Origin of the sequence: Pseudoalteromonas rubra, from assembly GCF_004212645.1 — a bacterium.
In the GTDB taxonomy this organism is placed as follows: domain Bacteria; phylum Pseudomonadota; class Gammaproteobacteria; order Enterobacterales; family Alteromonadaceae; genus Pseudoalteromonas; species Pseudoalteromonas rubra_G.
On record NZ_PPUZ01000031.1, the window covers coordinates 86620 to 108578 of the forward strand.

17 protein-coding genes are annotated in these 21959 nt (G+C 48.8%); 10 read left to right on the forward strand and 7 right to left on the reverse strand.

Going from position 1 to position 21959, the window contains the following annotated elements:
• Positions 1 to 62: 62 nt before the first annotated feature.
• The 4 genes from C3B51_RS11175 to rluF all read left to right on the forward strand — a co-directional run bounded on the left by C3B51_RS11175 (position 63) and on the right by rluF (position 4623).
• On the forward strand, positions 63 to 1280 hold the full coding sequence (locus C3B51_RS11175) for an EAL and HDOD domain-containing protein (RefSeq protein WP_125718199.1): 1218 nt from the start codon (positions 63 to 65) through the stop codon (positions 1278 to 1280).
• A complete protein-coding gene (locus C3B51_RS11180; protein ID WP_130245093.1) occupies positions 1280 to 2380 on the forward strand; it encodes a DUF418 domain-containing protein in 1101 nt (366 codons plus the stop codon). The genes C3B51_RS11175 and C3B51_RS11180 overlap by 1 nt, the downstream gene beginning before the upstream one ends.
• Positions 2381 to 2401: 21 nt before the next feature.
• Positions 2402 to 3490: an ABC transporter substrate-binding protein gene (locus C3B51_RS11185; protein WP_130245094.1), complete on the forward strand. Its 1089-nt coding sequence runs from the start codon at positions 2402 to 2404 to the stop codon at positions 3488 to 3490.
• A gap of 185 nt (positions 3491 to 3675) precedes the next feature.
• Positions 3676 to 4623: a 23S rRNA pseudouridine(2604) synthase RluF gene (gene rluF / locus C3B51_RS11190; protein ID WP_130245095.1), complete on the forward strand. Its 948-nt coding sequence runs from the start codon at positions 3676 to 3678 to the stop codon at positions 4621 to 4623.
• A 38-nt stretch (positions 4624 to 4661) separates the two neighbouring features.
• On the opposite strand, the gene C3B51_RS11195 is transcribed toward rluF, so the two are convergent.
• Together C3B51_RS11195 and C3B51_RS11200 are read right to left on the reverse strand one after the other, a co-directional pair.
• Positions 4662 to 7715 (reverse strand): efflux RND transporter permease subunit, encoded by a 3054-nt coding sequence (locus C3B51_RS11195; protein ID WP_130245096.1) that lies wholly within the window; start codon positions 7713 to 7715, stop codon positions 4662 to 4664.
• 2 nt (positions 7716 to 7717) lie between these two features.
• Positions 7718 to 8803 (reverse strand): efflux RND transporter periplasmic adaptor subunit, encoded by a 1086-nt coding sequence (locus tag C3B51_RS11200; protein WP_430929840.1) that lies wholly within the window; start codon positions 8801 to 8803, stop codon positions 7718 to 7720.
• A 90-nt stretch (positions 8804 to 8893) separates the two neighbouring features.
• Here C3B51_RS11200 and C3B51_RS11205 point away from each other — a divergent pair, with 90 nt between their 5' ends.
• From C3B51_RS11205 to C3B51_RS11225, 5 genes are all read left to right on the forward strand, one after another.
• The gene (locus C3B51_RS11205; protein ID WP_125718187.1) at positions 8894 to 9790 is read left to right on the forward strand and encodes a LysR family transcriptional regulator; all 897 of its coding nucleotides are present in this window, start codon (positions 8894 to 8896) and stop codon (positions 9788 to 9790) included.
• Positions 9774 to 10091 carry an MGMT family protein gene (locus C3B51_RS11210; protein ID WP_130245098.1) on the forward strand — a complete coding sequence of 106 codons (318 nt, stop codon included), beginning with the start codon at positions 9774 to 9776 and terminating at the stop codon, positions 10089 to 10091. Before C3B51_RS11205 ends, C3B51_RS11210 begins: the two co-directional genes overlap by 17 nt.
• A gap of 34 nt (positions 10092 to 10125) precedes the next feature.
• Positions 10126 to 11097 carry a YbgA family protein gene (locus tag C3B51_RS11215; RefSeq protein WP_125781632.1) on the forward strand — a complete coding sequence of 324 codons (972 nt, stop codon included), beginning with the start codon at positions 10126 to 10128 and terminating at the stop codon, positions 11095 to 11097.
• Entirely contained in the window at positions 11097 to 12476 is a 1380-nt protein-coding gene (gene phrB, locus C3B51_RS11220; protein ID WP_130245099.1) for a deoxyribodipyrimidine photo-lyase, read from the forward strand. The genes C3B51_RS11215 and phrB overlap by 1 nt, the downstream gene beginning before the upstream one ends.
• 232 nt (positions 12477 to 12708) lie before the next feature.
• Positions 12709 to 12984 carry an HU family DNA-binding protein gene (locus C3B51_RS11225; protein ID WP_046005250.1) on the forward strand — a complete coding sequence of 92 codons (276 nt, stop codon included), beginning with the start codon at positions 12709 to 12711 and terminating at the stop codon, positions 12982 to 12984.
• Between the two features lie 43 nt (positions 12985 to 13027).
• On the opposite strand, the gene ilvN is transcribed toward C3B51_RS11225, so the two are convergent.
• Both ilvN and C3B51_RS11235 read right to left on the reverse strand, forming a co-directional pair.
• Entirely contained in the window at positions 13028 to 13525 is a 498-nt protein-coding gene (gene ilvN, locus C3B51_RS11230; RefSeq protein WP_125718179.1) for an acetolactate synthase small subunit, read from the reverse strand.
• Positions 13525 to 15246, reverse strand: a complete 1722-nt coding sequence (locus C3B51_RS11235) for an acetolactate synthase 3 large subunit (protein WP_130245100.1) — start codon at positions 15244 to 15246, stop codon at positions 13525 to 13527. Before C3B51_RS11235 ends, ilvN begins: the two co-directional genes overlap by 1 nt.
• A 402-nt stretch (positions 15247 to 15648) precedes the next feature.
• Here C3B51_RS11235 and C3B51_RS11240 point away from each other — a divergent pair, with 402 nt between their 5' ends.
• Positions 15649 to 18597 (forward strand): immune inhibitor A domain-containing protein, encoded by a 2949-nt coding sequence (locus tag C3B51_RS11240; protein WP_130245101.1) that lies wholly within the window; start codon positions 15649 to 15651, stop codon positions 18595 to 18597.
• 35 nt (positions 18598 to 18632) lie between these two features.
• Here C3B51_RS11240 and C3B51_RS11245 read toward each other — a convergent pair whose 3' ends face one another.
• The 3 genes from C3B51_RS11245 to C3B51_RS11255 form a co-directional block, all read right to left on the reverse strand.
• Positions 18633 to 19640 carry an isocitrate dehydrogenase gene (locus C3B51_RS11245; RefSeq protein WP_125718173.1) on the reverse strand — a complete coding sequence of 336 codons (1008 nt, stop codon included), beginning with the start codon at positions 19638 to 19640 and terminating at the stop codon, positions 18633 to 18635.
• 200 nt (positions 19641 to 19840) lie between these two features.
• On the reverse strand, positions 19841 to 21526 hold the full coding sequence (locus C3B51_RS11250) for a hypothetical protein (RefSeq protein ID WP_125718172.1): 1686 nt from the start codon (positions 21524 to 21526) through the stop codon (positions 19841 to 19843).
• A complete protein-coding gene (locus C3B51_RS11255; RefSeq protein ID WP_130245102.1) occupies positions 21523 to 21909 on the reverse strand; it encodes a DUF3192 domain-containing protein in 387 nt (128 codons plus the stop codon). Before C3B51_RS11255 ends, C3B51_RS11250 begins: the two co-directional genes overlap by 4 nt.
• Positions 21910 to 21959 lie beyond the last annotated feature (50 nt).

A 21959-nucleotide genomic window follows, 5' to 3' on the forward strand; every position in this document is an offset into this window, starting at 1 on the left:
TAAGACAAACTAATAAAACAAAAGTGCTATTAATTGAGCAGTAGATAGCTGGGAGCAGTGATTTGAAAGTGTTTGTGGCAAGGCAGGCCATCTTTAATAGAAAGAAACAGGTGGTTGCGTATGAATTGCTGTTTCGAGATGGTAAAGAAAATTGCTTCCCCAACATTGCTGATGATGCCGCAACGGCAAGATTGATTATGGATAATCAGCTTAATCTGGGTACACGTTATCTGACATCGGGCAAAAAGGCCCTGATCAACATCGGCGAAGAGTCGCTTAATCAGGAACTTGCTCAGTTTCTGCCTAGCAGTGATGTGATCCTGGAGCTGCTTGAGACCATACCTCCAACAAAAGACAATTACGAGCGGGTCCGGGCGCTATTTCATAATAATTATCGGCTGGCGCTAGACGATTTCACCTATTCCAAAGACTGGGAGCCGTTTCTTAAGCTGGTGCGCTTAATCAAGTTTGACTTAGTTGAGAGTCCGCTGGAAACTATCGCACCACTAGTGGAGCAGCTAAAAAAGCGCAAAAACCTCAAGTTATTGGCCGAAAAAGTAGAGACAGAAGACGAGTTCATCGAAGCGAAAAAAATGGGGTTCACCTTTTTTCAGGGATACTTTTTCGCCAAACCTACCATGATCTCTCAGCAGGACATTGAAATAAACTACGCCATTGTTATGCTGATTTATGCTGAGGTTTTGAAGCCACACATGAATCTGGGACGGATCTCTGAATTGTTCGCACAGGACACGGCGCTCGCCTACAAGCTATTACGCCTGATCAATTCTGGTGTTTTCCCCATTAAGAGTCGTATCGAGTCCCTTAAGCAGGCGCTGGTCTATCTGGGCAATGAACGTGTATTAAAGTTCGTCAACCTGATCATGACAGCCCACGTTGCCACCAATAAACCCACAGAGCTGACCCGCCTGAGTATTGTTCGCTCGCGGTTTTGTGAGTTAATTGCGCAGCAAATTGCCCCTGGGGTTGCCAGTATGAGCTTTTTGGTCGGGCTGTTTTCTTTGCTCGATGCCATCCTCGATAAACCGATGGAGCTGCTGGTTGGTCGACTGCCTTTCCCTGAGATTATCCATGATGCACTGCTGGGTAAGTCCAATACCTTGTATTACATTTTGAATGTGGTCAGGGCCTATGAAAGCGGCAGTTGGTGGGCATTGCAAGAAGCCTGTGCCTTGTTAAACATGGAGGATGACAATCTGCCTGAGTTTCACGCCTCTGCGGTAACCTGGGCTGATATGTACCGTGAACACGTTTATTGATGACAAGAAACCCGTATATTGACAGCGTAAGGGGGTTTGCACTACTTGGCCTGAGCCTGACAAACCTGTTTTTTATGGCCAATTTTGCCTACGGTTATGTGCCCCCGGTTAATCAGGATTGGCTTGAATCTGGTTTATCGCTTGTCACCACTGTGTTTGCCGATGGCCGTTTTCGTACCTTGTTTTGCCTGGTGTTTGGTGCTGCGTTGGTAATGCAATACCAGCAGTGGCAAAAGGGCGATGATGCGCTCTTTATGATAAAATCTCGGCTGTGTATTTTGGCTGTGTTTGGTGTAATGCACGGATATTTACTGTGGCCCGGAGACATTCTGCTCAATTATGCCTTGTCCGGTTTACTGGCGCTGATGTGGCTCAACACCAGGCACAGGTTACTAACAGCAGCCTTACTGATCATACTCCCCGTGGGCTTGCTGGTGGTGCTCAGTCTGCTCGTTCGTGAGCCCAATATCGACCGCGCCAGCGCCGAGTATGCCACTATGATTGCGTCGATGCCGGTTAATTACGCCGAGCTGCTGAGCCAAAATGTCAGCCACTTTAATATGATGATCTTGCTTATACCGCTCGCGACTTTGTGGAATACCTTAGGGTTGATGCTACTTGGCATGGAGCTCTATGAGCGAGGCTGGCTCAGCGGGCTACGTACTCTAGCTGTAAAATGGGTGTGGATATTGGGGCTTGGGAGTGCGTCAGTGTCGTTGCTGTTGTGGCTCAGTCGTGATACAGCCACAGGTCAGGTGTTGGAAACCATGAATTGGTTGGCGGCTCTCCCTATGGCGCTGTGTTATCTAATGCTGTTGCAGGCTATCAATGCAAATCTGCCCCGGGCTAGCAAAATACTGGCTATTGTAGGGCGCTATTCTTTGTCGCTCTATTTACTTCAGTCTTTGATTGGTATTGGGGTGTTTCATTTTATTTTTCCTGCTGCCCGTGTCTTATTCACGCGCCTGGAGTATTTTGTGTTTTTTCTGGCTTTGACCCTGGTTCAGGTGATCTTAGCTATACTGCTTAACAGGGCTAAAAAAACCGGCCCTGCCGAGTGTATATTGAAACGTTGCGTACGGCATCTCAGCCGTGTGTGACATAACGAAAGGCTGTGTATCGTGAAGTTGTTGCAGTGTGTTTTGCTAACCTGTCTGTTGTGTGTTGCCCCCTTGAGCTGGGCGAAGGCCGATTTTTCAGTTCTTTTGGTTAATCCGTCTGTGTCAGGCGAGCCGTTTTGGCAGAAAGTTGAGTCCATAGCCAAAGCTGCCAGTAAACAGCTCAATGTAAAGCTCGACGTGATTTATGGTGACGGCAGCCGCTACATTCAGCTGGCAGAGCTGCAAAAATATTTGGAATATCGCGCGACTCCGGATTATGTGGTGTTAATGCTCTATCCGGGCAATGCAGAGCAACACCTCGATCTGCTGGAAAAGTACGGGATCCAGTATCTGACCTTAGAGCAAACCATCAGTGGCCCAGAGCAGTCTGAGATTGGCAGGCCCGCACAGAGATACAAAAACTGGCTGGGTGAAATTTATTTTGACAATTTTCGGGCCGGAGCCGATCTGGCACAGGCGTTAACAGAGTCATTACGCGCGAACAATTCTGGGGCCAAAGCCCAAGCGATTGCAATCAATGGCCACTACGGCAGTGAGTCTGATGCGCGCAATCAGGGGGCACAATCGTATTTTGGTAGTCAGGGGGTTGCCCTGCAACAGTCTATTTATGCCAGCTGGTCCAAAACACAAGCAATGGAGAAAACACAGCGACTGCTGAAACGATATCCGGCTACTAATATCATCTGGAGTGCGTCGGATCTTATGGCCATGGGCGCACTCAGCGCAGTAAAGCAGCGAGCCGAAAAGGACCAAACCTTCGTCGCGATAGGGGGCTTCGACTGGTTGAGCGATACGCTCAGGCTCATCGAGCAAGGCGAGCTACAGGCGTCTGTTGGTGGGCATTTTATTATGGGCGGGCTGGCTATTTTGTCTTTGTATGACAGGTTTCACGGTCATTCCTACTGGCAGGCTCACCAGTCTATTACGTATCCACTGGAGGTTATCAGTCAGCAAAATGTACATCGCTACATCTGGCTGGCAGACAAAACCGACTGGACTGGGGTGGACTTTAGTCAATTCAGCCTGCTTAAAAACAAACAGACGCAATACCTGGTGTCACCAGCGTTTTTAGCCAAAGACAATCCCTAGGTTAACATCAAAGAGTGGGGGCTCTTAAGCCGGAGAGTCGACGATGAAACATTTCTACTGGCGCAGAAAGTTTGTTACCATGCGCCCCCTGTAACTTGCCTGATAGATAAGCACACCGCACTTGAGCCAAAGTGCCGGGGATCGGGCCTTTGATTATATGCACAGGAACAGATAAGTGCCCCTTTATGAATGAACTTAAGCGATTAAACAAATACATCAGCGAAACCGGATTTTGCAGCCGCAGAGAAGCAGACACCCTGATCAGCGATGGCCGCGTCTCAGTCAACGGAGAAGTTGCCGAAATGGGTCTGAAAGTGGGCGATGCTGACACCATTTTGGTTGATAATAAGCCGCTCAAAGCCAAGCCAAAGCGCGTTTATATCGCTTATAACAAGCCGGTTGGCGTAACCTGTACGACTGAGCGAAAAATAAAGAGCAACATCGTCAGCGCAATCCAGTACCCCGAACGCATCTTTCCTATTGGGCGGCTCGACAGGCCCTCTGAAGGGCTGATATTCCTGACCAATGAAGGCGATATCGTTAACAAGATACTGCGCGCCGGTAATAATCACGAAAAAGAATACGTGGTCACTGTGGACAAGCCCATCACCGATGCATTTATTAACGGGATGCGCTCAGGTGTGCCAATCCTCGGCACTGTGACCAAAAAATGCTTTGTGAAGAAAACCGCTGCGAAGCAATTCACCATTATTCTTACCCAGGGTCTCAATCGTCAGATCCGACGTATGTGTGAGTACTTTGATTATGAAGTACAAACACTTAAGCGTGTGCGGATCATGAATGTTAACCTCAATGGTTTACGACCCGGACAGTGGCGTCACCTCAGTGACTCTGAAATGGCAGAGATCAATGCCTCGATAGAAGGGTCATCTAAAACCGAAGAAGCTTCAGTGGATCAGCGCAAACGCCCGCAGCGCCAGACGGCAAAGCCTCGCCAAACAGAAGCAAATTCAACCAACAGACGTTCCGGCAAAAGGAGCGAACATGAGCACAAGCGTACACGGGGCAATGAACCTGGTACTGACAAAACTGCGCAACGGGGCAAACCACAAAACCGTTCGGGCGCTAAGCCTAAGGGCAGAGTGAAAGGGACCTTGTCTTTGAAAAAATAACTCAGTTAAGAAAAAGGCCGCTCAATGCGGCCTTTTTTCTATTTGGGGGCTGTTACTTTAAAGAACAGACAATATATTACCGGCAGCACTATCAGTGTCAAAACGGTGGCAAAACCCAGGCCAAACATGATTGTCACGGCCATTGATTTGAAGAACACATCGAACAGCAGCGGGATCATGCCCAAAATTGTGGTCACTGCCGCCATAGACACAGGCCGCACACGGCTTACCCCGGAATCAAATACTGCCTGGTAGGGGTCTTTTCCGCTATCCAATTCCAGATTAATTTGGTCCATCAGAACAATCCCGTTCTTAATCAACATGCCAGAGAGGCTCAATAACCCCAGCAGTGCCATAAAGCTAAACGGAGCCTGGAAGACCACCAGGCCTGCGGTTACCCCAATGATGGCAAGTGGTACTGTGCTCCAGATAACCAGCGGCTTACGCACAGAGTTAAACAGCAACACAGTGATCATAAACATCGACAAGTAACCCAGCGGTAACGAGCCAAAAATGGCTTTTTGTGCTTTACTGGACGACTCAAATTCGCCACCCCACTGCATTTCATAGCCCTGCGGCAGCTCGATTGCTTCGATATCGGCGCGTACCCGGTTAAACAGTTTGGCCGGAGTTTCGTTGCCGATCACGTCATGATCTGCCATCACAGTAATGGTGCGTTTTCGGTCGCGACGCATGATCAGGCTATCTTCCCAGACTACCTCAACGTTATCGAGGATCTGGCCAAGCGGCACATACACATTGAGCACAGGACTAAAAATTTGCAGATCAACCAGATTTTCAACGCTGCGTCGTTCAACTTCCGGCGCTTTGGCTACGATGGGCAGCATCTTGGTGCCATCCCGATATAAACCCACTTTGTTACCTGACACGCTGGTCAGTAATAACTGGTCCAGGTCGGATTTACTGATCCCAAGTCGGCGTGCCTTTTGCTCATTGAAGACCGGCTCCAGTACTTTGGCGCGCTGACGCCAGTTATCGCGAATATTAAACGCGCCCGAGTCCTGTGCCAGAATATTTTTGGCCTGATCGGCCAGCTGTCGCAGTACGACCGGATCTGGCCCTGAGAAGCGTGCTTCAATTTTGGCATCGGTAGAAGGACCAATTTCCATGCGCTTCACTTTGAGTTTACCATCCAGTTCGTTGTGCGCAGCAAAGTCCCGTACCTTGGCAATCATAGTGGCTACCGCATCCCGGTCGCTAACCCGAATGATCAGCTGGCCATAAGAGGCATACTGTTTTTCCGGGCTATATGTGAGCATAAAACGCGGTGCACCTTGGCCTATGGTGGTGGTGATCTCTTCAACCAGCTCGTCTGCTTGTAAAAAGGCCTCCAGCTTCTCCAGGTTCTCTGCGGTGCTGCGAATGTCTGCGCCCTGGTAATGCCAGTAGTCGACATAAAACATCGGTGTATTGGACGCTGGGAAGAAAGATTGTTTAACAGATTTAAACCCAACCATTGCACATCCGAGTAATGCCAGCATGGCGATCACCGTTGTCCAGCGGAACCTTAGACACAGGCTGAGCAGGGCCTTGTACGCGGTAAAAATAATGCCCTGATAAGGGTCGTCGGTTTCTTTGCCTTGCTGGATCTCTTCTTTGAATAACATATTGGCAAAGAAGGGGGTTAAGGTAATGGCAGTTACCCAGCTGAGCAGCAAAGAGATCAGCAACACCCAGAACAAAGACCCGGCAAACTCACCGCTGGCGTCCGAGCTCAGGCCAATTGGTGCAAAGGCGGTAATGCCAATCACGGTCGCACCTAACAGGGGCCATTTGGTTTGTTCTACAATATTGACCGCAGCTTTGACTTTGCTTTGTCCGCGTTTGAGGTTGATCAGGATCCCTTCTGTAACAACAATGGCGTTGTCGACCAGCATACCCAGTGCGATGATAAGCGCACCCAGGGAAATCCGTTGCAAGTCGATAGCGAACACTTTCATAAAAATGAAGGTACCGAGCACGGTGAGCAATAAGATACCACCAATAAGAATACCGCTTTTCACACCCATGAAGATCAACAGTACGATGATCACGATGGCCACGGCTTCGAGTAGGCTGACGATAAACCCGTCAACAGACTTTTCGACTTCCTTAGGCTGGTTGTACACCGTGTGGACAGACATGCCAAGCGGGCGTTGGTACTCCAGTGACGCCAGATGGCTGTCTATCGCCTTACCGACTTCGACCACATTCACGCCTGAGCTAAATGAAATACCAAGTAGCAAAGACTGATCACGGTTAAAACGCGTAATGTGTGTTGGGATCTCGGCATATTCACGCTTGACCGTGGCTACATCGCCAAGGTAAATCAGCTCTTTGGCACCGGGCTTTGAGATCAGCAAGTCTTCCAGTTCAGAAACTTGATTAAACTCACCCGTGGGATGAATCCGGATAGATTCGTCACCTACACGGATTTTACCAGCATTGGAGACACTGTTTTGGGTTTGCAGTAATGAGAAAATGCGGTTGTGAGATATACCCAGCTGTGACAATTTCTGACTGGAGATTTCAACCGTGACCTGGGCCTGCTGCTCACCAGCGATAGTAACTTTACTGACGCCATCGACCAGTACCAGCTCGCGTTTGAGGTAATCAACGTATTCTTTGAGTTCCTCATAGGAGTAGCCATCACCGGTTACAGCGTACAACACACCATATACGTCGGCGAAGTCATCCATTACCTTTGGCGTGTAGACGCCGGGTGGTAAATTGGGTTTAAGGTCGTTAATTTTGCGTCTGAGTTCATCCCAGATTTGCTTTAAATCTTCCTTACGGTAGGTGCTTTTCATCTCCACGGTGATCTGCGACTGACCGGGTGACGAAATAGACGTCACATAATCTACGTACGGCAGACTCTGGATGGCATTTTCGATGGGGTAGGTTACTTCCTCTTCAACCTGTTGCGGAGAAGCGCCCGAATAGACGGTGATCACCATGGCTTTTTTGAGTGTAAACTCAGGATCTTCCAGTTGCCCAAGTCCAAAGTACGACACCGTGCCCGCCAAAAACAGCAGCAGAGCGAACATCGCACTGATCACTTTATTTTCAATCGACCATTTGGCAAGACTCATTATTACAGGCCTCGCTCTTTAGTCCAGGGGCGCACTTTCAGGCCTTCTTTTAGGTGATGAACACCGGCAGAGACAATGATATCGCCAGGCTTAAGGCCGCTTTGGATCTCAAAGCCTTGCTGGCGTAACTGACCCGGTTGAACCGCGCGTTTTGAAACCTGCTGAGTGTCCGGGTTATAGACCCACACATAGTGGTTGCCCGCAGTCTCCTGAGTTTGTTCTGAGAAAACGGCTTCATTAGGCACGATAATCGCGGAATTACTTTGATTTGTGATCTTACTCGGGTCGACATAGACATGGCCAGTCATCCCGGCCAAAAGGTTAAAATCTTGCGGAATTGGCAGCGAGAAAACCACTTTATAAGTAAGCGTAACCGGATCGGCCTGGGTATCCCACTCTTTGATGTTTAACAGATAAGATTTGTCCGGGTAGCCATCAAATATCACGGTCGGATGATAGTCGAGATCCTTATTTACCCGGGCAACCAGTTTTTCGGGCACCTGAATGACCACGTCCATACGGTCGCGCGTCTCCAGGCGTAAAATATTCTGTTTGGCGACAATGTTCTCAAAATTCTTTACAAACACCTTGGCAATGGTGCCATCAAAAGGCGCTCTGAGTTCACTGTTCTCAAGGTTGGTCTGAGCGATTTTAAATGCAGACTCGGCAACCTGCTTGTTTGCCAGCGCCTGATCATATTCGGCTTTACTGGTAATCGACTTTTCGTACAAAGATTCGATCCGGTTAAGCTGAGCCACCGCCAGTTCGAATTGGGCTTTGCGTTGCTGATACTGAAGCTCGAAGTCTTCCGGGTCGAGTTTTGCCAGTAGTTGACCCTTTTTCACTTCCTGACCGGCCAGCACCGGAAACTCCATCAGTTCGCCGTTGACTCGAAAGGCAAGGTAAGATCCCTGGTTTGCGACGACTTCGGCAGGAAAGCTGCGTAACTGGCCGGCCTGTGGATCAGCAACGGTATGCAGTTTTACTGGACGTATGACCTGGCTTGTCGTGGTTTGCTGAACAGCGTCCTGACAAGCTGACAATAACAACAAAGCTGGAAAAAAGAGTGCGAGTTTATTCACCAAAATTACTCCCTCAGACTAAAATTTAGTGCAGGATAATGAATTTAGGCATAAAATAAAAATTATTAAAACTTTGGTATAAAATAAATTTTATTTATGAAGTTGGCAGATATTCAGGTACTCGATGCTGTGGCAAATGCACAAAGCCTGAGCGCAGCGGCAAAACGATTATATAAGTCACAACCGGCGGTCACGCAAGCCTTAAAAAGACTGTCTGATGAGTTAGGTTTTGCTCTGGTGACGCGCGAGGATTATCGTATTCGTCTCACCGAGCAGGGAAAGCGCTTTCATCAGCATGCTCAGAAGCTGCTGGAACAGCATAATCACCTAAAAATCTTGGCGGATGAGTTTTCTCAGGGCAATGAGGCAAAATTTCGCATTTGCTATGAACCTATGTGCCACCAGGAAACGTATAACACGCAGATTAGTAGCACCTTTAAGCAATTTCCTTCGACTGAATTGGTGATTTCCAGCGGTCGGCGCTTTGTCGCGTTGGAGCAGGTAAACGCCGGTGCCGCCGACTTAGGGATAGGGCCCTGGTTTGATTTGTTTCACGCCACCGGTGAGCTGGAGTCCATCGCCATCGGAGAAACCAAATTGGGCGTTGTTGCTAAGCGCGGTCTGTTGCCAAAGCGCATGTACTATGATGAATTGAGCTTATATCCTTGTCTGGCCATGGTTGAGAGTGGCTTCGACTTTGACAGCGAACGTCTGGCCTATTCCCGTGGACTCCATGTGATGAAATTGGATGACGTCAGCACCATTAAGCTATTCTTATCACAGGGCGTCGGGTTTGCACTGACCAGTCTTAATACCTGTCGTCAGGAGCTCGAAAGCGGAGAGCTGGAACGCATTGAGATCATCGACCGTCAACATGAGTTCACGGCGGCCATTCATGCTTTTCGACGTCATCAGAGTCATTACGGCCCGGTAGCGCGACACTTGTGGCAACAATTCACGGCATTAGGAGCGCAGTTTGCAAACGGAAACTAAAGAAGAGTTTAGAGTACGGGTATTTACCCTGATTGGTGCAATCCCCGAGGGAAGCGTTGCCACTTATGGGCAAATTGCGGGGCTTGCCGGTGCGCCTAAACACGCGCGAGCCGTTGGTTATTTATTAAAGCACTTGCCGGCAGGCTCAAGTCTGCCGTGGCACAGGGTGATTAATAGTCAGGGAAAAATTTCTTTTCCACCCCAGAGTGATAAGTTCAGACAGCAAAGTGAATTATTACGCTTGGAAGGGGTGCAGGTGCAGGGTGGCAAGATTGCCTTGCGCCAGTACCAGTGGTGCTAAATCTATCCGTCATTTTTAAGTTATGGAGAGAGCAATGATAGAGCAAGCTTTTAATTTCAATTCCCCCATTAAAATAGGTATCAGTGCCTGTCTTGCTGGTGACAAAGTGCGCTTTGATTCGGGGCATAAGCGCAGCAACTTTTGTATGGACGAACTGGCCGACTATGTGGAATACGTGCGTTTTTGTCCTGAGGTGGCAATAGGCTTGCCCATTCCCAGAAAAACCATTCGCCAGGTCAGGGTCGAGGATGTCATTAAGGTTGGACCGGCGCACAGTGATGAAGATTACGCGCCTGATCTTGCCGAATACGGCAAGAAAGTATCAGACGAGCATGGGGAGCAGTTATCTGGCTATATTTTTTGCGCGAAAAGTCCCAGCTGTGGCATGGAGCGGGTAAAAATCTACAACGAAGCCGAAACCGGCAATACCTCCGAAGGTGTGGGCATATTTGCAGAGCAGATCATGGCACGCAACCCTTTGTTACCGTGTGAAGAAAATGGCCGTCTGAACGATATGCATCTGCGAGAAAATTTTGTGATGCGTGTTTATGTCTATAAAAGCTGGCAGGAGCTGGTGGCCACTCAACCTGGGTTACACGAGCTGACCAGTTTTCATGCTCGTCACAAGTACTTGCTGATGAGTCATAACTATCAGGCCTATCGCGACCTGGGCAGGCTGCTCGCTGAGGGCAAAGGAACACCACTTGAGGAGCTCAGAGCGAATTATATCAGTGGCCTGATGGCTGCCTTGTCGCGCCCAGCCAGACGCAAAGATCAGGCGAACACGCTATCGCATTTGCAGGGCTACTTTAAAAAAGTGCTGGGTAAAGTTGAGAAGCAAGAGTTGTGCAGGGCGATTGATGACTATCGGGTCGGTCAGGTGCCGTTGCAGGTACCATTAACCTTGTTGCGCCATCATCTGATCATGCATCCAAATGACTATCTTATGCAGCAAGTCTATTTCCATCCTTATCCGAACGAACTTAAGCTGAGGTATGCAATTTAATGTCTGCGTTATTCTGGTTTCGCCGCGATTTAAGGGCCTATGGCAACGAAGCGCTTATCGAAGCGGTTGAAAATGGGGCACGTGATGCGCTCTTTATATTGTGTGAGCAACAATGGCAACAGCACAATGCTGCGCCTGTGCAGGTGGATTTACTCAAACGCCGGGTAGTCTGGTTGGGCCATAAGCTGGCCGAGTTAGGGATCCGGCTACATGTACTAGATGCTGGTGACTTTACTAAGGTGCCAGCTCTGCTCGCCCAGTTTTGTCAGGAAAATGGGATGCAACAGGTTTACGCCAATCGGGAATACGAAGTCAATGAGCAGGCCAGAGATCTCGCATGCCAGGAAGCGGGCGTAGAGCTGATACTGTTCGACGGTGATTTAATCGCACCACCGGGCAGTGTAACAACGGCCAGTAACGAAATGTATAAAGTGTTTACGTCATTTAAAAAGGCCTGGCTTAAACAGTATGAGCAACAACACTTTTATCTGCCGAGCTGGCCGGAACTAGACCTTGAGCCGCAACAGTGGCAGGCACCGGAGCTGCTTGAGGGGGATGCGAGCTCCGAAAAATGGCCGGTCGATGATGAAACGCTCGTAAAAGTCGTGCAGACATTTATTCAGGACAAAATGGCTGATTATAAAGACAACCGAGATTTTCCGGGTGTGAAGGGCACCTCCGGACTCAGCCCGTATCTGGCGTTGGGAATTGTTTCGGTTAAGCAATTACTTGCTGAAATTCAGTTGCATTTTCCTGAGCTGTTGCAGATGACCAGCGCACCGGCATTTAGCTGGGTCAACGAATTGATCTGGCGCGAATTTTACCGCCACCTAATCTGTGCCTATCCAAAGTTGTGTAAAGGAGTTAATTTCAATGAAAAGTACAATGACGTTCTTTGGCGCGAGGACGAGGTACAGTTTAAGGCCTGGTGCGAAGGAAAAACAGGGTATCCGATAGTGGATGCGGCAATGCGGCAGCTCAACCAGACAGGCTGGATGCACAATCGTTTGCGCATGATAGTCGCTAGCTTTTTAACCAAGCATCTGTTAATAGACTGGCGCAAGGGTGAGCATTACTTTATGAGTAAGCTGATAGATGGTGACCTGGCGAGCAATAATGGCGGCTGGCAATGGGCGGCCAGCACCGGGTGTGATGCACAACCTTATTTCCGGATTTTTAATCCAATTAGCCAAAGTGAAAAGTTCGACCCGCAAGGGGACTTCATTCGTAAATATGTCCCAGAGCTAAGCGATGTACCGGCGAAATCGATTCACTTTCCCCATGATTATTTGCAGGCATTTGCAATTGAGGGCTATGTTAATCCAATCGTTGATCATAAGACTGCGCGTGAAAGAGCCCTGACGGCGTTCAAGGTTTAACCGACGTTGAGCGGTTTTTGTCAAGCTCAGGTCTGGCACGGGCTAAGGCACAGTGGCTGAAAAGTAAACAAAAAGTGTGTGTATTTGTGCCTGTTATGTCCACACCCGCGCCAGATAAGGCGAAATAGCGTAAATATTTTAGTTAAAACGGGATTTTAGGCTTGCACAAAGAAAAAAAATGGATAACCATAGAATCCGCTCCGGCAAATTATAAAAACATAGGAATTATACAATGAATAAAGCTCAACTAGTTGAAAAGATGGCGGCTGACGCTGAGATCTCAAAAGCTGCAGCAACTCGCGCGCTTGAAGCATTCACTGGTGCTGTAACTCAGTCTCTTAAAGATGGTAACTCAGTGGCACTGGTTGGTTTTGGCACTTTCTCTGTAAAAGAGCGTTCAGCACGTACGGGTCGTAACCCGCAAACTGGCGCTGAAATCCAAATTCCAGCGGCAAATATCCCTTCGTTTAAAGCGGGTAAGGGCCTTAAAGATCAGGTTAATCCTTAATAAAAAAAGGGGCTACAGCCCCTTTTTTTATCCAATCGTTTTATCACCCCCTGAGGGCTTTGTCGCCTCGTCCAATACCCACAGTTCCAGAACGTACCATTTCAATAATATCGCTCTCATGCCTTAGCATATCCAGAAAAGAGGCTATTTTGTCGCTACTGCTGGCCAGTTGCACCGTGTAGCTACGTTTGCCCATATCCAGTATAATACCGCCAAACACATCGGTGACACGTGTCACAGAGGCTCTGGTTTGTTCGTTGCCCGCAAACACCTTGACCAGTAACAGCTCCCGTTCAATATGACTGGTTTCAGTCAGATCAATGATTTTAAGGACATCCACCAGTTTGTTAACTTGCTTAGTTATTTGTTCCACGACTCGGTCATCACCTTGCGTGGTAATGGTGATGCGAGACAGGGTTGTGTCGTCTGTGGTGCCCACTGTCAGGCTATCAATGTTATAGGCGCGCTGAGAAAATAAGCCCACAATACGCGACAATGCGCCCGGTTCGTTTTCTAGTAAGATGGCCAGTATTCTGCGCATTATGCTTTTACTCCCTTTTTCAGCCACATTTCATCAATGGCACCTAATTTTATTTGCATCGGGTAAACGTGTTCATTTTCGTCAACGCGGATATCCAGAAACACCAGTCGATCATTGATAGCAAATGCGCGAGCCAATGCATCGTCCAGTTCATCAGGGTGATCAACACGGATCCCGACATGGCCATAACTTTCGGCTAGCGCAACAAAGTCAGGGAGGGATTCCATATAAGAACTTGAGTGACGCCCGCCATACATCATATCCTGCCACTGACGCACCATACCCAAAGATCGGTTATTCAGAGACACGATTTTGACATTTAAGCCGTACTGAAGGCAGGTAGACAGTTCCTGAATGTTCATTTGTATTGACCCGTCGCCGGTCACGCAGACGACGTCGGAATCAGGGAAAGCAACTTTGACGCCCATTGCCGCAGGCAGGCCAAACCCCATAGTTCCCAGGCCACCAGAGTTGATCCATTGTCTCGGGTGTTTGAAAGGGTAGTACTGTGCCGCGAACATCTGGTGCTGACCGACATCAGAGCAGATGTATGCGTCTCCCTGGGTAACCTGATAGAGCTTCTCAATGACCGTTTGTGGCTTGATTTTGTCGTCTTGTGTGTCGTAAGCCAGACAGCGTTGTTCTCGCCATGCCGTAATTTGCTGCCACCATGATTCCTGAGCCGCGCGGTCAATACGAAGCGCACTTTTTTCTATCGCATGTTGCAGCTGTGCCAGCACTGTGTCCAGGCTACCAACAACCGGAATGTGTGCCTGAATTGTCTTGGAGATAGAGGTCGGGTCAACATCCACGTGGACTATGGTGGCATCTGGGCAAAACTTCTTAACGTTATTAGTTACCCGATCATCAAATCGTGCGCCCAGCGCCAGTATTACATCGGCATTGGCCATGGCCTTATTGGCTTCGAGAGAGCCATGCATACCCAGCATGCCAACAAAATTGGGGTGTGTGCCACTGATCCCGCCAAGTCCCATCAAAGTGTTGGTGACAGGTGCGTTCAGCGTTTCAACCAGCTCTGTCAGTTGCTCAGAGGTGTTTGACAATATGATACCGCCACCAGAGTAGACGACCAGCCTTTTAGCACCCAAAATGGCATCTACCGCTTTTTTGATTTGTCGCGAGTGGCCTTTGGAGCTTGGGTTATAAGTGCGCATCTCGATTCGTGTGGGCATGTCATAACAAAACTTGAGTTGCGGATTGAGTATATCTTTTGGCAACTCAACCACCACTGGGCCAGGTCTGCCTGAGTTGGCCAGATAGAATGCCTTTGCCAGCACCGTTGGGATCTGCCTGGCATCACGACAGTTAAAGCTATGTTTAACGATTGGCCTTGAGCAACCAACAATGTCAGTTTCCTGGAAAGCATCATCACCAATCAAATTGGATGGCACCTGACCTGATAGTACGACCATGGGGATACTGTCCATATAGGCGGTTGCGATACCTGTCACACAGTTGGTTGCACCTGGGCCTGAGGTTGCCAGTACAACCCCTGTTTTACCGGTACTCCTGGCATAGCCATCTGCCATATGGGTGGCTGCTTGTTCATGGCGGACCAGTATATGTTCAATGTCATTTTGTGCAAACAGCGCATCATACAGATCCAAAACAGAGCCGCCCGGATAGCCAAATATATACTCAACGTCCAGCTCGGTCAGCGCCTTTACTACCAGCTCCGAGCCATTAAATTGCTCACTCATTACCTCATTCCTCAGCAAAATTTAAATTAAAGGCAAAAAAAAACCCCGCTGGTGCGGGGTCTGTGCAAACATTCGCTCACAACGGCCCCGCCGGACTTAGCACTAAGACCAGTACGAGTACCACAACTGTGAAGAATAGTGTTTGCATGTTTAATATCTGCGTAAAAGTTTAATCTGATGCTCTTATTTAAAGGTGAATCCGTGAGTGTGTCAAGGCTCAAAAATGACCAAAATGCATTATTATGCCTATTTGGTATTTTAAATATTGAAACGTAGTATTTCATAGCGTTTATCTTTGGTTGAGATGAATAATTAATGCAAGTTTTGGTGTTTTTGGTGAGTTTAGAAATATGCTCATCAACCTGCTACTATCGTCGCTACAATCAAATCGGGTAAATTAGTGTGAAATTCAGCATTTTAGTCCTTCTTTTTGCCGTTCTTGCAAACCCTGTGGTGGCTTTGCAACTGGATCAACAGCAATTACGTTTCTGGCTCGAAAAGCATGCCGGGCGAAGCTTTTCTGACTACGAGGCCAGACAGCGCATCTCGGCATATTTATCCGCAACTCAGGGACCTGCCCTGAGAGCTCCGTACACAGCTAAACTCCCCAAGCTGACAGCCTCGCTCAGAGGTTACCAGGCTGCGTCAGCGCAGCCGATCCAAGGGGCTAAAATACTGGCGATTCTTATAGACTTTCCTGATCTGCCCCATAACGATAACCGTCTGGAGCAGGGCGATTCGGATATGTTCTACTCCGAGTATCCTCACAGCCATTATCAGCAGCTGATTTTCTCAAGTCAGGGCTTCACCGCCCCTGACGGCAAACTACTTAACAGCGCAAATCAATATTATCAACAGGCTTCGGGTGGCAGCTTTACTTTGTCTGGTGAGGTATATGGTTGGGTCACCGCTGCACAAAACGCAAGCTACTATGGACAAAGAGTCGGTACGCGGCGCGATAACAAGGTAGCAGAACTGGTTAAAGAAGCCGTTGAGCTGGCAGTTGAACGCTATGCTATTAACCTCAGTGACTACGACCTTACCGATTTAAACGACCGCGATGGCGATGGCATTTTGAATGAGCCTGATGGTGTTGTTGACCACATAATGTTGTTTCACTCCAGCATCGGGGAAGAAGCAGGTGGTGGTGTGCTGGGCACGGATGCAATCTGGTCACACCGGTTTTTGGTGGCCGAAGACGGTTATACACCCGCAAGCATTGCAAATAGCGATACACGGATCCACAACTACACCATTAATCCAATCGATGCGAGTGTGGGCGTGGTCGTTCATGAGTTCGGTCATGAGCTTGGTCTGATAGATGAATATGAGCTCAGCAATGGCACGATTGGCGAGCCTGTTGCAAACTGGTCGGTGATGTCCAGCGGTAATTGGCTGGGCTCACTGCGCGGCTCCCAACCTGTGTCATTCTCGCCGCGCAATCTGGCAAGGTTACAAAACAAGTTTGGTGGTAACTGGGTTAACCAGGTCCAAGTTGACCTCACACAATTGCGTGACGGCTATCAGGCCAGTCTCAGTCATGTTGGGGAGTTCTCAGGGCAAACCGATCAGCTTAAAGTGACATTGCCCGCCAGCCTTGAATATGTGGGAGAGCCGATATCCGGGCAATATCAGTACTACTCTGGGCAGGGGAACGACAAACAGAATCATGCGAGCATGACACTGACGCTGCCGGAATCAGAAACCCTGACCCTGAGCATGCGCGCTCGATTTGATATTGAGCGCGGCTATGATTTTTTCCAGGTAAGAGTCAATCAGCAGCCACTTGCCGGCAATGAAACCAAGGAACAGCACCCGCTTTATCCAACAGTGACGCACTATATTGATGGTCACAGCGGCCAGGCTACGGGAGGCGTGAATGGCAGTCTGGTTACTGAACTCAGTTATTCGCTCGCCGCTTACGCAGGCGAAACTATCACCCTGGAATTCCTTTACCAAACCGACAGTGTGGAATACGGGCTGGGTATTTTACTGGATGATATCACCATCTCGGATGGAGAAAATACCATCGCGATGGCCGATGGAGAGTCGACTGAGCAGCTTTCTTTGCATGGCTTTAGCAGAATAAACCGCTATCGCGAAGGGCTAGAGCAGGCCTACTATTTACAGCTCAGATCGCACCTCGGCATAGACGCAGGCCTGCAAGGGGCCAGTTATGTGCCCGGGGTGTTAGTTTGGTATGCAAATGAGAACATCGAAGATAATTCAACGTCACAGCATCCGGGCGAAGGTAAAATACTGGTGGTAGATACTGATCAGGGCATTATACCCGGGGCAAGTGGAGAGTCTCCGGCAGCGACTCGGATCCAGCTCAGAGATGCGCCGCTGAGGTTAGAAGACCAAAACGCTGGGCTCGGTGACACTCAGCTACAGGCCATTTATCAGTTTAGTGACACGCAGGACTACAGTCATCCTCAGCAGCCAGTCTCGGGTGTGATCTTACCGGAGTATGGCGTAACCATTGAATTACTTGAGGTCACTGAGCAGTACACGCAGGCGCAATTGCAATTGACGGCCTCACCCACAGCGAAAATTCAAGCAGCGGTAGACGGTCTCACCGTAAGCTTCTCTATTTCCGGCCTCACCTTGAGTACTTCCGATACATTTGAGTGGGACTTTGGTGACGGTAATCACAGTCAATTACTGGCGCCTTCTCACCAATATGCTGGCCAGGGCGTCTACACAGTGACGTTTACACGCACAAATTCCACAGGCGAAGTGCAATCGGTCGAGCAGCAAGTTACTCTGGCTGCCCCATTAGAATTGCTAGATACCAGTATTACGGGCGAAGATGGCAAGATCACAGCCAGTGTCGAGTATCAGGGTGGCGTTGCGCCTGTGGCCGTTCGCTGGGCGCTGGGAGACGGGACCGAACTGGAAGGGGCGCAGGTTCAGCATCAATATGATTTGTCTGGCCTTTATCAGATAGTGGTGTCGCTGGAGGATGCCAGCGGTAGCAAAGTAAGTCACGCTATTGAGCAAAGAGTCACAGTCCCTCTGAGCGGCGAGATCAGCCTGACACAAAGTGGTTTGACTGCTAACTTGAGCTTGTCAGCTCAAGGCGGCTCCGGTAATTACGCGGTTAGCTGGGTGTTCGGGGATGGTCAGAGTGCCAGTGGTGAGTCCGTCAGTCATACCTATCAGGGGGGCGGGCGCTATCAGGTGGCGGCCACGATCACTGATCTGAATGACAATAAGCAAGTGACAGTAACCCGGGATATTTCCGTGTCTGATACAGCCAGCTCAGGACCAGCTGAGTCTGCAGGCAGCTTGTTTGGACTAAGTGTGTTTCTCATGATGTTAGTCAGGATAAGAAAACGCCCCGCATAAGCAGGGCGTTGGTATTCAATCAGATCCGATTGATATTACAGGCGTTCGATAACCGCTTGTGTAAAGTCAGTCGTGCCGTGGTTACCGCCTAAGTCGCGAGTAGTACGGTCACCAGATTTGATCACATCAGCAACGGCGTTACGGATTTTGTCAGCTGTCTCGCCCATGTCAAGGTACTCAAGCATCTGGATAGAAGCCAGGATCACAGAGGTTGGGTTTGCCAGATTTTTACCCGCGATGTCTGGTGCGCTGCCGTGTACTGCTTCGAAAATCGCCGCGTTTTCACCGATGTTAGCACCAGGCGCCATGCCCAGACCACCTACCAGACCAGCACACAGGTCAGAAATGATGTCACCAAACAGGTTAGTTGTTACAACAACGTCAAACTCTTCTGGTGTCATAACCAGTTTCATACACGTTGCGTCTACGATCATTTCCGCAGACTCGATGTCAGGGTAACGCTCGCCAACTTCACGCGCTACTTTCAGGAACAGGCCAGAAGTTGACTTCAGGATGTTCGCTTTGTGTACCGCAGTTACTTTCTTACGGCCTTCACGTTGTGCCAGCTCGTATGCAAACGTGACGATCTTCTCAGCGCCTTCACGCGTGATTTTAGACATTGCTTCGGCTTCGCTGCCATCTTCAGAGACAACCTGGCCCAGGCCAGAGTACATGCCCTGTGTGTTTTCACGTACAGTGATGATGTCGATATCGTCGTAACGCGCTTTCGTGCCTTCGAAAGATTTAACCGGGCGCACGTTTGCGTACAGGCCGAAGTGCTTGCGCAATGTTACGTTGATAGACGTAAAGCCTTCGCCAACTGGAGTTGTAAGCGGGCCTTTCAGCGTGATTTTGTTGCGTTCAATGGCTTCTAACGTTTCAGGAGGCAGTAGCTCACCGGTTTTTTCCAGTGCTGCCAGTCCTGCGTCAACGTACTCGTAGTCGAATTCGCAGCCTGCTGCATTTAAAATTTCAATTGCCGAGTCGATGATGCTTGGACCGATGCCGTCGCCACGGATCACCGTGATAGTTTGCTTAGCCATTTATGTTTCCTTTATCAAAAGTAAATTCACATCTGAGAACAATTCTAACCAAGTGTAGTCGAGCTGTTCGGGTGATGTTGGATCGCTTGAAAATTTAAGCGCGTTTTATAGCAATTTATTCCTTTATATTCCAGTCAGGAATGGATAAAAGCCATAAATATGCTGAATGCTCGGTATGTATTGTATTTATCGTGTAAATATCACTCAATCAAATTATACAAACCAAGAGATTGCAGGTGTGCCAGCAGCGCGTTAAGACTTGGCCAGTCATGTAGTTTGGCCTGATCCTCCAGTACCTGCCGTTGCCAGGCTGAGGTTTGAAAGTTGGCGTCACTGATCTGTAATGTCAGGATTTTTACTGCCGTAAAGGTCAGCGACAGGCCTTTGAGCTTTGATTTTCTGTCTAACTCAGACTGTTCAAAAGCGCGGTGTGCCTCACTATTGGCAAAGTGATTATGGAAATAGTGTTTAAACGTCTCTTCATCAAATGCCATAAAACCATACAAGTTTGCCAGAGAAACAGGATGAGGGTTGTCAGCACATTCACTCGCGTATACAAACCGTTTAATATCTACGCTGTGATGTTTCAGCATAAAAGCGATGGCTGCACTGACGGGCGAAAGAATATGCTCATAGTGATGGCCATAATTTTGCTGCACGAGCGCTGCCAAAACCTGAGCAAATAACTGGTATTTGTGCCAGATATCTTTGGCAAAAGGGTGCTTGAGTTGCACAATGAGTTGTTCTACTAACACGCGCTGACAAAGCAGTGCCGCTGCGTCGAGACCAACCATAGTCAGGCAGTGGCGCAGGTTGGCCCCTTTTTGCGCTTCCCGGTTGTAGAGCCTGGCGGCTTGCGATAAAGCCGTTTCGATTTCCCCGAATGGGGCGATGGTTTTTTCTATTGCTCTGAAGCTACTAAAGTTCTCGCCGCCCAGCTGCTCGACAACATGGAGCGCTTCTGTCATTTGATCTGATGCTGTTGCAAGGGGCTGTGGCGGGATGCGTGACCAAACCCGATATAGCAACTGTGCATCTGAAACCCGAAAAGCCTGGTAGCGTTGTGGTTGACGTCTTTGTGTTTTAATTAAACGGGTGATCTTACCTGACTCAATAATGGCCAGAATGGCATGTTTGTCTTCTTCGCAGAGCAACAACGCCTGGTGATCTTTATGCTGTTGCACGGCGCCGGCGGGGTAGGTATTAAGTTGACGGGCGAGTAGCTGCAAACTGGCTTGCACAAAGGTATGGGTATTGTTCAAATATAACTGTTTAATGACAGCGGGTAGCGATGTACGCTGATGCTTTTTCATCAAAGCGTTGGCAATTTGGGTCGCGACAGCAACCAACAAGGTGACATTGTCGTACAGCGGAGTGTTACTCTTGCGGCTGATGGACAATTCATAGCCACTGAGCCGGGCCAGGATCCGAGTTACCTGTGGCGACTTTAGCTGTCCGGCATCAAGCACCTTAACGGCGAGCTGATGACGCAGCTTGAGTTTTTGTGACTCTACCTTAGATAATGGCTTATCGGTTGCCAGTTTGTCATATTCGCGATTGGCACACAGCACGCTTGCAAAGCCGGCGACTAACAGCTCATGGATCATTTGTTCAGTATAACCGTGGGCATAGCCAAGCATACACAGTACAACTGACTGTTTCACAAGTACATTGGTGGAGTGGCGATATGGGGCTGAGATAAAGTGTAAGTGTGCATGCAGGGCATTGGGTGCCTGGCGATAAATACGGGTATATTGTTCAGCCAGCTGAGACAGCGTGACGTCAATTTTAGGCCAGCTGCTTTTGTCATAATATAGCGACAACACCGACTCAGACTGAGTCAGAAGTTTGTGTAGTTGCCTTGCTATATCCTCATTGACCGTCATTCAAAAGCCTTGTCGTACGCTACGATTGCGCCTGCACCCCAAAGCGTCAGCTTGCCATTTTCAAACAGCAAGCCGGTACACTCATCTTGCGTGGTGATCCCATCTGGTTTGACTAGCTGGGTCCTGTAAAACACGATCTGCACGACACGCCCGCCCTCTGATTTCACATAGGTCAGATCCGGGCTTCCAAGCGTCTCCAGGACTTCGTCCAGCTCGATTATCATATCGGGTTTTAGCTTACTGATATAACGCTTGTTAAAGGCTTCTCTGTCTTGCCAGATCATCGCTTGTGGGTCATCCTTATAAAAATTAATGACCAGATAGACTATGACCCCATACACGGCAAGGCCAAGAAAAACGTATTGTAAAACCTTTTTAATCATTGAAATACACCAAATACTCCCGATGCTAGCGTAACGGAAGCGCTGCAACA